This is a genomic window from Ignavibacteriales bacterium, assembly GCA_016700155.1.
Lineage (GTDB): Bacteria > Bacteroidota > Ignavibacteria > Ignavibacteriales > Ignavibacteriaceae.
In genome coordinates, this window is sequence record CP065001.1 from 4,050,407 (window position 1) to 4,062,089 (window position 11,683).

The 11,683-nt window shown below is 36.9% G+C and carries 11 protein-coding genes; 8 read left to right on the plus strand and 3 right to left on the minus strand.

The window, feature by feature from the left end:
- Nucleotides 1-124 precede the first annotated feature (124 nt).
- The 5 genes from IPM56_17020 (at nt 125) to IPM56_17040 (ending at nt 6,394) form a co-directional block, all read left to right on the plus strand.
- Nucleotides 125-1,258, plus strand: coding sequence for a hypothetical protein (locus IPM56_17020; GenBank protein ID QQS35919.1), 1,134 nt, complete (start codon nt 125-127; stop codon nt 1,256-1,258).
- 455 nt (nt 1,259-1,713) lie between these two features.
- Entirely contained in the window at nt 1,714-3,006 is a 1,293-nt protein-coding gene (locus IPM56_17025) for an MFS transporter (protein QQS35920.1), read from the plus strand.
- Nucleotides 3,006-3,950 carry a polysaccharide deacetylase family protein gene (locus IPM56_17030; protein QQS35921.1) on the plus strand — a complete coding sequence of 315 codons (945 nt, stop codon included), beginning with the start codon at nt 3,006-3,008 and terminating at the stop codon, nt 3,948-3,950. The genes IPM56_17025 and IPM56_17030 overlap by 1 nt, the downstream gene beginning before the upstream one ends.
- Nucleotides 3,951-4,058: 108 nt before the next feature.
- A complete protein-coding gene (locus IPM56_17035) occupies nt 4,059-5,990 on the plus strand; it encodes a T9SS type A sorting domain-containing protein (GenBank protein QQS35922.1) in 1,932 nt (643 codons plus the stop codon).
- Nucleotides 5,987-6,394 carry a hypothetical protein gene (locus tag IPM56_17040; GenBank protein QQS35923.1) on the plus strand — a complete coding sequence of 136 codons (408 nt, stop codon included), beginning with the start codon at nt 5,987-5,989 and terminating at the stop codon, nt 6,392-6,394. The genes IPM56_17035 and IPM56_17040 overlap by 4 nt, the downstream gene beginning before the upstream one ends.
- A gap of 48 nt (nt 6,395-6,442) precedes the next feature.
- On the opposite strand, the gene IPM56_17045 is transcribed toward IPM56_17040, so the two are convergent.
- From IPM56_17045 to IPM56_17055, 3 genes are all read right to left on the minus strand, one after another.
- Nucleotides 6,443-7,324 (minus strand): T9SS type A sorting domain-containing protein, encoded by an 882-nt coding sequence (locus IPM56_17045; protein QQS35924.1) that lies wholly within the window; start codon nt 7,322-7,324, stop codon nt 6,443-6,445.
- A gap of 383 nt (nt 7,325-7,707) precedes the next feature.
- Entirely contained in the window at nt 7,708-8,703 is a 996-nt protein-coding gene (locus IPM56_17050; GenBank protein ID QQS35925.1) for a YhdH/YhfP family quinone oxidoreductase, read from the minus strand.
- The gene (locus tag IPM56_17055; protein ID QQS35926.1) at nt 8,700-9,956 is read right to left on the minus strand and encodes an NAD(P)/FAD-dependent oxidoreductase; all 1,257 of its coding nucleotides are present in this window, start codon (nt 9,954-9,956) and stop codon (nt 8,700-8,702) included. The genes IPM56_17050 and IPM56_17055 overlap by 4 nt, the downstream gene beginning before the upstream one ends.
- Before the next feature lie 91 nt (nt 9,957-10,047).
- On the opposite strand from IPM56_17055, the gene IPM56_17060 reads away from it, so the two are divergent.
- From IPM56_17060 to IPM56_17070, 3 genes are read left to right on the plus strand one after another with little or no spacing between them, the layout of a single operon-like run.
- Nucleotides 10,048-10,641, plus strand: a complete 594-nt coding sequence (locus IPM56_17060) for a GNAT family N-acetyltransferase (GenBank protein QQS35927.1) — start codon at nt 10,048-10,050, stop codon at nt 10,639-10,641.
- A gap of 27 nt (nt 10,642-10,668) precedes the next feature.
- Complete coding sequence (locus IPM56_17065; protein ID QQS35928.1) at nt 10,669-11,148, plus strand: DinB family protein; 480 nt, start codon at nt 10,669-10,671, stop codon at nt 11,146-11,148.
- Between the two features lie 20 nt (nt 11,149-11,168).
- Nucleotides 11,169-11,666, plus strand: a complete 498-nt coding sequence (locus IPM56_17070) for a cytidine/deoxycytidylate deaminase family protein (protein ID QQS35929.1) — start codon at nt 11,169-11,171, stop codon at nt 11,664-11,666.
- The last annotated feature ends 17 nt before the right edge of the window (nt 11,667-11,683 follow it).

Below are 11,683 nucleotides of genomic sequence, written 5' to 3' on the forward strand. Positions count from 1 at the left end.
TGTTCTGCCTGCACTCTAAAATGATCCGCTTGTTTTCAGACACTTTTTTGATGTTCAGCTCACTTATTATCTGTAACTATTTTATTATTTTCATCAACCACTATTCACTTTCAAAGGAAGTCACATGAAAAAACTCAATCTCTTATTCCTTGTGCTGATTATTTCTTCACTCTTTAATATTGGATTTGCTTTGCCAAGATTTGCTTTAATGACGGGATCACAATGTATTGATTGCCATGTTAATCCCACAGGCGGAAACCTGCGAACGAACGGCGGCTGGGCTTACAGTAAAAACCAGATTGCCATGGTTTCACCTCGTGATGTCGATTTTAAAATGACAAACAGGCTTGGCGATAATATTCTTTTCGGTTTTGATTTCAGAACTCAATACCTTGTAAAGATGACAGACTCGACTAAACAAACCGACTTCCAGCGAATGACCGGATCAATTTATACAGGGGTTGAGTTATCTGAGGATATAAGCTTATCGGCAAGGTACGATTTTATCTGGAGTATATGGGAAGCGTATGCAACCGCATTCATACTCCCTGAAGACGGCTACATAAAAGTGGGATCTTTCACACCAAACTTTGGGATCAGAACTGATGATCATACATCTTACACAAGAGGCGGTGATCTCGGAGTACTATTTCAAACCGGCAGACCGCAGGGCTTAATCTATGAACCACGTTATGTGGAAACAGGAGTAGAGGTCGGGTTTAATTTTTCAAGGATGGTTTTGCTGACAGCAAGTGTTGGAAATAATCTTGCTCGATTCAACCAGCAGTTTGTTACTGATCCTGCATACACAGCATCGCTTCAAATTATGCCGCCCATCAGCGATAACCTCGGACTTTTTGTCGGAGGTTCATTTGTCAATTTCAAAAAGAATAATGCAACCTTTTCCGGGTTTGATGATGTTATGATGTACGGAGGTTTTGCAGGCATCGGTTCCGATTGTTTTTCCTTGATGGGTGAATTTTATCTCGCGAATAATTTTTACAGACCAGATTCGACTTCAAGTGCAATGATGGTTGAAGGTTCTTACAGAATAACAAAAGGTCTGGATGCGGTTGTAAGGTATGACCGTTTTGATTTAAATACTGATTCAGAAAAGAATGATGTGTCCAGATTAACCGTCGGGTTTGAGTTTATTCCATACAGCTTTATTGAGATACGTCCGCAATACCGCCTTCAGATGGAAGACCCGAAGATCGACAATGATTCATTTGTACTTCAGTTTCATCTATATTATTGATACTTCCGGATTGATTTCTTAAGGCTCGCCTGTGATTTTCCGGCGGAGCTTTAGCTTATTTTTGATTTCGCGCAATAATTGGCGTTTGACAATCAAATATATTTTTTGGTATTTTCCAAGTGAGAGTCAGGTACATCATAATAAATAATTTATTTAACATACAAACAGGAGTCAGTATGATAAAAAAACTTGAATACGGTTGTTCATCACCGGGCATTATTGCCTTATTTGTAGTAGCAGCTCTCATCATTTATTTTGTTTAGAGAGATGTTTCTTCTGTTCTAAATCTTTTCTCATAGTATTTATAGAGGGAACCCTGTTTAAGGGTTCCCTCACTTACACCTTCACTGAACTTTACTTTCAAAAAATTTCCTGTACAGAATTAGAACTAATTTCTTTAAGTTTGCCGGAAATCTTTATCTGACTTTGTACATATTCTTGTCGAAAGGAATTTTATGGATAGCAGCACTGAAGTAAAAAAATCGGGCTTCAAATCATTTTCAAAAAATTACTGGATCGTCATAATGATGGAGTTCTTTGAAAGGGGCTCTTATTATGGAATGATGAGTATACTTTCGGTGTATATGACAGATCAGCTTGAATATACTAAAGAAAGTGTAGGTGTTATTAAAAGTACCATCCAACCTTTGCTTTACATACTACCTATCCTTTCGGGTGCAATCGGTGACCGGTTCGGATATAAAAGAACTTTAACATTCGCCTTCATATTTCTTGGACTCGGTTATTTCCTTACGAGCCAGACGACAGAGTATGCTATGGTATTTGCAAGTCTGGTGATAATGGGAATCGGTGCCGGCGCATTTAAACCAATGATTTCAGGAACGATTGCCAGAGAGACTAACGAAACTAACAGTACACTTGGTTTCGGAATATTTTATTGGTCGATCAACCTCGGTGCATTCTTATTCCCTTTGATCCTTGTGCCTTACATAAAAAGCACATTTGGTTGGCAATATGTTATGATGGCTTCAGCAATAGCAACAGCATCAATGCTTATCCCAACTTTCCTTGTTTATAAAGAACCTAAAAAACCTGCCAGTACCAAAACTTTTGCCGAAGTGTTAAAAGGTGCTGTCTTGGTTTTAACGGATGTTAAGTTCATTGGACTAATAGTTATCTATTCAGGATTCTGGATTTTATACTTCCAGATGTTTGATTCTGTTTTGTGGTATGTTCAAAAATATGTTGATGCAACTTCACTCAATATCTTTGTTAATGGAGTTCTGGGTGGTGTTGGAATCAATATAGACTGGAAATTTGATGTTGAACATGTTACAGTAATAAATGCGGGAACGATAATCCTGCTGCAGATACTTGTCTCCAACATAGTAAAAAATACAAAGGCGCTTCCAACTATGATTTCGGGTATAGCGATGGGGACTCTTGGTATGGCAATACTTGCAATCAATACAAACATATGGGTGTTTATGCTTGGCATAACGATCTTCTCGATCGGTGAAATGACCGCGCACCCGAAGTTCATTAGTTATGTTGGTTTAATTGCACCCGAAGATAAAAAAGCACTATACCTTGGATACTCGTTCCTGTACGGTGTGCTTGGCAGTTTTATCGGTGGCATTCTCGGTGCTAATCTTTACGTTCACTTTGTTGATAATTTAAATCAGCCTTCAACACTGTGGATTATATTCAGTTTGATTGGTGTAGTGACAATAATCGGATTACTGCTTTATAATAAATTTATCGCTTCAAAAACTGCTAAAGTATAATGATGAAAAATTATTTGTTCGTTTTGCTCGTAATTGCCTGCGGATCTCTGTTTGCACAGAGCGCTCCTCAACAAAAGCTAATGGCTGTTACAATTGATGACTTGCTGATCAATGGTCCTGACAAAGATGTTTCTGTGATTGAAAATATAACCATCAAATTATTAAGCAAACTTCGCTCAGAAAATATTGAAGCAGTCGGATTTGTCAACGAAGAAAAACTCTATACAAATAATGAAACCGAAAAGAGAACTGCACTATTAAAAATGTGGCTTGAATACGGGATGGATCTTGGTAATCACACATTTTCTCATGTTTCCATGCACGATGTATCTTTAAAAGAATATGAAGAAAATTTTCTGAAGGGTGAAGTTGTAACCAAAAAACTTTTGTCGGGCGAAGGTAAATCAATAAGATACTTTCGTCACCCCTATTTAAGAACAGGCGAATCAATTGAAACAAAGAAGCAGTTTGATAATTTTTTAGCGGATCGCGGCTATACAATTGCGCCTGTTACAATTGAAAATTCGGACTGGTATTTTGCTAACGTTTACAGACGTGCAATTGCTAATTCCGATTCAGCTACAATGAAGGTTGTCGCTGAAGCTTATCTTAATTTTACTAAGGATGTAATTGAGTACGGCGAGCTGCTTTCGGAAAAATTATTCGGACGACAGATCAAACATGTGTTCCTTATTCATGCCAATGAAATAAACGCAGATTATTTTGCTAAAATCATTACGATTATTAAAAGTTATCAATACGGATTTACAACGCTTGAGGATGCCTTAAGTGATAAAGCCTATGAACTGCCGGATAACTTTACCGGAAAATACGGACCGATTTGGACGCAAAGGTGGGCACTCGATAAAGGGTTAAATGAAATTATAAAACTTGAACCCCGGATTCCGGATAAAGTCCGGGAGTTGTACGATACTTATAAATAATTTTATTTCATTCTGGCGCTTTACAAAATTAAATAGTATTTATAGTTCAGATTGATTCAGAAATTATTCCAATTACACATGAAGTTCAGAATACAAAACCGGATTTATTTGTTCTTCATATTCTTATCATTTTTTCTGCTTTCATTAATTGCTTTCACTACTCCCGAAAAAATCACAACATCTGAAGAAGGCTGTACAATAGGGGTTGTTTCCGGAAGAGCAACACCCGATGGAAGACCATTGTTGTGGAAAGTCCGTGACAATTCCGATATGCCGAATAATAACCTTGTTTACAATTCATCCTGTGCATATAAATTTATCGCGGTTGTTAATAACGGCGATAGTGTCGTATGGATGGGTGTAAATGAGAAAGGTCTTGCAATTGTAAACTCAACCGCTTACGATCTACCGGGAACTAACTCAGGTTTTTCAAACGGTTCACTAATGTATTATGCCCTCGGTTATTTGTCCTCTGTTGAACAGTTTGAAAATCTGCTGGAGCGGACAAATCAAACAGGAAGAAAGACCCGCGCAAACTTTGCATTGATAGATGCATCCGGAGCCGCAGCTATTTTTGAAACTGCCGGTACACAATTCAAAAAATTTGACGCGAATGATTTAACTCAAAGTCCCGACGGATTTGTAATAAGAACTAACTTTGCATTTTCAGGTGGAGGAACAACCGGAACCGACAGGTACAAAAGAACCGTTGAGTTAATCAGTTCGTTAAAAAAGGATAATGCTCTTTCATATGAATCAATTATTAAAAATCACTTCAGAGATTTTTCAAATGAATTAAGTGTGCCCGTCGAGCTGCCTTATAAAAACCGTTGGTACAACAGCAAACCATTCGGATATATAAACTCCAACTTCAGTGTCTGCAGAAAAATTTCCCTTTCAGCTTCTGTGTTTCATGGGGTTAAGAGTAATGAGCCTCCTGCTCTGACAACAATGTGGACTTCACTTGGAAATCCATCATCAACAGTAGCACTGCCATATTGGGTGGTTGGCGAAACACCTGAATTGACAAGAGGTGAATTGATCTCCCCGATGTACAAAACATCCGAAGCGATTAAATCTTATTTGTATGATGATGCTGTCAACAAATCATATTTTGACAGCTACAAATTGGTAGATGAATCCGGCTACGGCATCACAGGTGAGATAAAAAGGTTTGAAGAATCCATTCTGCGCACCACAGACAACGAATTAAATAATATTCGTGAAAGACATCATTCAATCAACAGACTTTTAAGAATCGAAAACGAATTATGTGCTTCCGGATACAGATTCCTACAGGAAATTAAATCTACTTTGAACAATCTTATATCACTCGAAGTATTGAATGAAAAATCATGGGAAACTATAAGAGACATTTCTTTTGAAGATGACAACATTATCCAATTAGTTTCTGCGGGCAGGAATGGAATGATTGATGACCCCGTAATTAACGGAGGTGATGTAGCTGTGGGTATGCCGGGCAATGACGATTACCTTATCGGGGAAAATCACACACTCGGTGAAAATGATGATGATCACGGCAGGTTTTATCTGAGGAAAATGTTGTGGAAGAACATCCATGGTTTGCCTTCGGCGGGAGAAAAAATTTATCTCAGGATTTTTAACAGCAATGATTTGAATTCTGCTCTATACTATGGTAACTCCGGTTTATATGAAATTACTTCTTCATCAAAACAAAAATTCAACCCTGAAATATTGGAAGTGATAAAACTAAGACCGAAAGAAACAACACCGGAAATTGCGGGTTCAGAATATTTACAATTTTCATTAAGTGATAATTTTCCAAATCCATTTAATCCATCCACGGTTATAAATTACTCCCTGCCTGTTGATTCTGATGTAAGATTAGAAGTCTTTAACTTGATCGGTGAATCGGTAACAGTTTTGGAAAATACATTTAAAAACTCCGGATCATATTCTGTCAGCTTTAACGCTTCAGGTTATTCTTCCGGTATTTATTATTACAGGTTAACTGCCGGTACTTATACTGCCATAAAGAAAATGCTACTAATAAAATGAGGTTATACATGAAAGTTTCGTTATGCTTTCTGTTTTTCTTTCTGATCATACTACCGCAAAAGAATTTTGCCCAGGATAATTCAAACCCTGATGTTCCATATGAAATGAAAACTTATTATATGGCATTTCTTAAAAAAGGTCCGAACAGAAACCAGGACTCGACAGAAACACAACAAATTCAGAAAGCACATCTGCAGCACATAAATAAAATGGTTGAAGATAAGAAGGTTATTATAGCAGGTCCGTTTTTAGATGATGGTGATATACGGGGCATTTTAATTTTTAATGTTGAAACAATTGAAGAAGCAATCGCTCTTACCGAAGCGGACCCGGCAGTAAAAGCAGGCAGATTAATAATGGAGGTTCGTCCCTGGTGGGGAGCGAAAGGAAGCTGCCTTGAGTAATGGCATTTTAAAAAACCCCGGCAAGTTAATCGGGGTTTTAGAGATTGATTATTTAAGAACTGTCATTTTGTTGTTTTGAACAAAGTCATTAACCCGTAGTGAGTATATGTACACACCACTTGGAAGGTTTGCCGCATTGAAGTTCACGGAATAATAACCTTCGGATGTTATTTCATCAACAAGTGTTTCAACTTCAGCACCAAGCAAATCATAAATTTTCAATTGAACAAAACCAGTTTGGGGAATCTGGTAGTTAATTGTTGTCGTTGGATTGAATGGGTTGGGATAGTTCTGATAAAGCTCAAAATTATAAATAAAATATTGTTCATCATTTATGCCTACAGGGTAAGTAGTATCACCGTACACTTTGTTATTAATTAAACATCCAGTCGTAAGAGTTAATGGATTGCCCCAAGGAAAATCAATCATACTTAACATCCCAACTTCATCTGTCCAGAATTGATAAAACTCTGTTAGACCACCATTATTTATGTGCAGTTTTTTTATAGTAAAAGTTGTGTCAAAAACTGGAGCCTGGTATGCATCAACAACCGCTACAACAGAAGTGGAGACTTGTGATAAGGGGAAAGAAAAAGTATCTCCAACAACACAATTTTTTTTATAATAAGGAATATCGCCATCGTTGTATGGATAATTTTCGGAATATCTATAGTAAAGGCTGTCACTTTCACTATATCTTGAATATGAAAATACTTCTGAATCATTATATAAACGAATCTTATAGTAGTTTTTATTATTGATAATAACATTAGAGTCAACTATAGTTGTTCGTATTAAACTATCCCATTCAGTATTTTCCCAAATCCACACGTTTCCCTTATCAAGCGGAAGAAAATTCTGCGCATAAATATTATTGTTCGAGAAGAAAAAATTTATTAATACCAAAAAAATTACTATTACAAGTTTCATAGATACACCATATTTTTATTTTGACAATTAATTTTTATGGCTAGGTTAGCAAATTTTGTGTGGTCACCAGATTTGGGGAGGGTTCCAAAACCTAAACGATGAATTGAGTAAATGAGTGTATTAGAAAGATAAATTCGAGTGTTTATAGTGGCCAAAATCATAAAACTCAAAATGCGCTATTATTAAAAAGTTGGGGAAAATGGTGTTGGTTTTTGTGCTGCCCAACGCCCGAAATTTTCCCCCAATTATTTATTAGAATTAACTCTGGTTCAAACGTAGTTTTAAATTATGCGGGTGTCAAGTTATTAATTTAATTTGTCCTGGGTATAATAGTTAACTATAAATTGCAAATAAAAATCATGTTAAGTCGCAATCTTAAATCGTCAATCTAAATTCACTAGTACTCTCCCTGTTATTCCGCCTTTCAAAATAATATCAATCTTATCACTTAATTGATCAAGTGAACATTCTTCGTACATCATTTCTAATGTTGATGGTTTCCAATCTGCAGCGAGTTTTTCCCAGACTTTTAATCTTGTATCCATTAAAGTTTCTGCGGAATTAATTCCAAGCAGGTTAACGCCTCTAAGAATAAACGGAAAGACTGTTGTATTAAGTTCAAAAGATTTTGCATTACCGCATGATGCAACAGAGCAACCCATTTCAGTCTGTGCAAGAACGGTTGATAAAATATTTCCACCTACAGTCTCAACTACACCAGCCCACTGTCTTGTAAGCAGGGGTTTTTTCTTTTCATCATCAACTTCACTTCTATTAATTATTCTCGCTGCGCCTAATTTCTTTAAATACAATTCGGAATCTTTTTTTCCTGTTGCGGCAACAACGTTATAACTTGCATTTGAAAGTATTGCAACAGCCATTGAACCTACTCCGCCTGATGCCCCGGTTACCAGAACTTCACCGTTTTCTTTTTTTAAACCTGCGTGTTCAAGTTTCAGAAGAGAAAGTCCGGCAGTGAATCCTGCTGTTCCGTAAATCATACTTTCTTTGAGTGTCAATCCTGATGGTAGTTTAACGACCCAGGCTTCGGGCACGCGGATGTATTCACCAAACCCGCCCGAGGTATTCATTCCTAAATCATAACCGGTCACAAGGACTTCCTCACCCAATTTAAATTTGCCGGATGAAGATTCAGCAACGATCCCGGCAGCATCAATTCCCGGCGTGTGTGGATATTTTCTTGTAACTCCTTTGTTGCCAGAGGCAGATAATGCATCCTTATAATTGAGTGATGAAAATTTTACTTTAATCAGCACTTCGCCTCCGGGCAGATCATTAATCTTTTTATCACCGATTGTCCTGACAAATTTTCCGTTCTCTTCTGTGACAATCATTGCTTTGAATTTATCGGGGATCATTTTTTCTCCTGATTAACTTTTTTACCAAACTTTTCTGAAATACTTTTCGCCGCAATCCATGCTGTCGTCCACGCTGCCTGAAAATTGAATCCACCTGTAACTGCGTCTATGTTTAAAACTTCACCGGCGAAAAATAAATTTTTTACGAGTTTACTTTCCATCGATTTGAAATTAACCTCTTTCAGATCTACACCGCCGGCAGTTACAAATTCTTCTTTGAAAGTACTTTTACCATCTACAAACAATTTTGTGGATTTAAAAATTTCCGAAAGCGTGTTCATTTCTTTCCGGCTAATACTGCCCCATTGTTTATTAAGGTCTATTTCAGCCTTATCAATAATATTATCCAACAATCTTCTTGGAATGTTGAACAACGCTGTCTTTGAAATCATTTTATTTTTTTCTTTTTCCGAATGTTGTTTAAGAAGACTTATGATTTCATCCCGGCTTAAACCCGGAACCCAATCCACAACAATGAAATTCTTATAATTAACTTCGGATAATTCCCTCGCCGCGAACGCAGATAACTTTAGGACCGCCGGACCGCTTAATCCCCAATGAGTTATTAGCAAGGGACCGGAAATACTTTTAGAAAATCCGTTTAATTTTATCACAACATTTTCAACGCTGACTCCAGAAAGACCTTTTAACAAATTATCTTTTACATTAAATGTAAATAATGAGGGAACTGGTTCAATTATTCTATGACCTGTTTGGGCTAAACAACCCCACATCGATTTATTGCTGCCGGAAGTTAAAACTATTTTTTTTGCTGTGAATTTATCTCCCGCTTTTGCCTGAACAACAAAATCATCTTTCTCCTTAGAGAAACCGGTGACAGATGCGCGCTTCATTATTTCGATTTTATGTTTTGATGAAAGCGCTATGAAACAATTTATAATTGTCTGAGAATCATTGGTAACCGGAAAAATTCTGCCGTCACTTTCAGTCTTTAACTTCACGCCGCGTTTTTCAAACCAATGAACAGTGTCTCCCGTACTGAACGTATGGAAAGGTCCGATCAGTTCTTTTCCTCCCCTCGGATAATTCGAGATTAACTCCCGGATATCAAAGCAAGAGTTGGTGACATTGCATCTTCCTCCGCCTGAAATTTTTACTTTTGACAGAAGGTGAATATCTTTTTCAAGAATTAAAATTTTTAAATCTTCAGATCTTTCAGCAATATTGATCGCCGTAAAGAAACCAGCGGCACCTCCACCGATAATTATTACATCATAAATATGCTGGTTCATTTTTTTTCAGTTCATTTAAAAATTTTAATTACACATTCCTAACTTATCAAATGTTGGATTAAATTAGTGCCATTAAATTTCATAAGTAATAATGATAAACTTTTCAGAAAATATTGTGCTTGAAAACCGGAATGTCCTGCTCAGACCTACTGTTGAGAAGGATCTTGATTCACTTAAACTGATTTCAACTGATAATGATATCTGGAAATACACGACTAACATGCTTACAAATGAAGTTGAACTCAAACAATTTATAAATTCGGCGATTGATGAAAGAAATAACAGGAACAGGTACACATTCATTATCTTTGACAAGAAAATCGGTGAAGCTGCCGGCAGCACTGCTTATGGAAATATTTCAACAGGTGATAAGAGATTGGAAATCGGCTGGACTTGGCTCGGCATAAAGTTCCAGGGAACTGGTTTGAATAAGAATGTAAAGTTTCTGATGTTGCAATACGCTTTTGAAAAGCTTGGATGTGAAAGGGTAGAATTTAAAACCGATGTTCTGAATTTACAATCACGCAAGGCATTGTTGAATATAGGCGCTGTTGAAGAAGGGATTCTCCGCAGTCATACACAAATGCACAGCAGCAGAAGACGCGATACCATTTACTTCAGCATACTTAAAAACGAATGGGAAAAGTTAAAGAACACCACATTCGACAGTTTTAACAACAACTAAATAATTTTTTTGATTAGAAAGTTTATTATGACAAAAGATGAATCAATACGTTTATATCTTGAAGGTTATCACAAGCTGAAAGGATGTCTTGATGAACTTCCTTCTGAAATGTGGGACTTCAAACCGTCACCCGATAAATGGAGCGTGCGTGAAATAGTAATTCACATAATGGACAGCGAAATAAATGCTTATGTGCGATGCAGAAAAATAATTGCCGAAACCGGCTCAACAATCACCACTTATGACCAGGACAAATGGGCACAGGCTTTAAATTATAAGGATCACAATATTGACATCGCTGTTGAAGTTTTTAAATTTTTGCGAATGATTACACATGACTTGCTCATGATTTTACCGGACTCAACCTGGGAAAATTTTATAATTCATCCTGAAAGAGGAAAAATAAAACTTACGGATTGGTTAAAAGAATATATCGTTCATATAAATAAGCACTGCGGGCAAATGCAGAGAAATTTAGATGAATGGCAAAAACAAAATAAGTCTTAAAATATTATTGCGGAGAAATAATGGATCATAGTCATCGACCTTCATGGGATGAATACTTTTTAAAACTTGCAATGCTGGCTTCCGAAAGATCGACCTGTCCGCGAATGCACTGCGGCTGTGTGCTTGTAAAGGACAGGTTTGTACTCGCTACCGGGTATAACGGTTCAATCCCCGGTTTACCGCATTGTGAAGATGTTGGATGTTTGATTGTTGAAAATCACTGTGTACGTACAAACCATGCGGAAATAAATGCTCTTGTTCAGGCGGCAATTCACGGTATTAATATCAAAGGTTCAACAGCTTATATCACAAATATGTCCTGCACTACATGTGCCAAAGCATTAATTGCTGCAGGAATAATGCGCGTGGTTGTCTTTTCTGATTTTCATGACACACTTGCTACACAGTTTTATACTGATGCTAAAGTAGAAATTGTAAAACTCCCCATGCCTGACAGGCTTATCCAGTATAATCTGGAAAGTTATACTTCTGCAAAGAAGACTGAGAAATCAAAATAATAATTAATTGGAAGACC

Excerpts from the sequence above, each read along its gene's own strand:
- IPM56_17020 (QQS35919.1), top strand. The coding sequence starts at position 125 with ATGAAAAAACTCAATCTCTTATTCCTTGTGCTGATTATTTCTTCACTC.
- IPM56_17025 (QQS35920.1), top strand. The coding sequence starts at position 1,714 with ATGGATAGCAGCACTGAAGTAAAAAAATCGGGCTTCAAATCATTTTCA.
- IPM56_17030 (QQS35921.1), top strand. The coding sequence starts at position 3,006 with ATGATGAAAAATTATTTGTTCGTTTTGCTCGTAATTGCCTGCGGATCT.
- IPM56_17040 (QQS35923.1), top strand. The coding sequence starts at position 5,987 with ATGAGGTTATACATGAAAGTTTCGTTATGCTTTCTGTTTTTCTTTCTG.
- IPM56_17045 (QQS35924.1), bottom strand. The coding sequence starts at position 7,324 with ATGAAACTTGTAATAGTAATTTTTTTGGTATTAATAAATTTTTTCTTC.
- IPM56_17050 (QQS35925.1), bottom strand. The coding sequence starts at position 8,703 with ATGATCCCCGATAAATTCAAAGCAATGATTGTCACAGAAGAGAACGGA.
- IPM56_17055 (QQS35926.1), bottom strand. The coding sequence starts at position 9,956 with ATGAACCAGCATATTTATGATGTAATAATTATCGGTGGAGGTGCCGCT.
- IPM56_17060 (QQS35927.1), top strand. The coding sequence starts at position 10,048 with ATGATAAACTTTTCAGAAAATATTGTGCTTGAAAACCGGAATGTCCTG.
- IPM56_17065 (QQS35928.1), top strand. The coding sequence starts at position 10,669 with ATGACAAAAGATGAATCAATACGTTTATATCTTGAAGGTTATCACAAG.
- IPM56_17070 (QQS35929.1), top strand. The coding sequence starts at position 11,169 with ATGGATCATAGTCATCGACCTTCATGGGATGAATACTTTTTAAAACTT.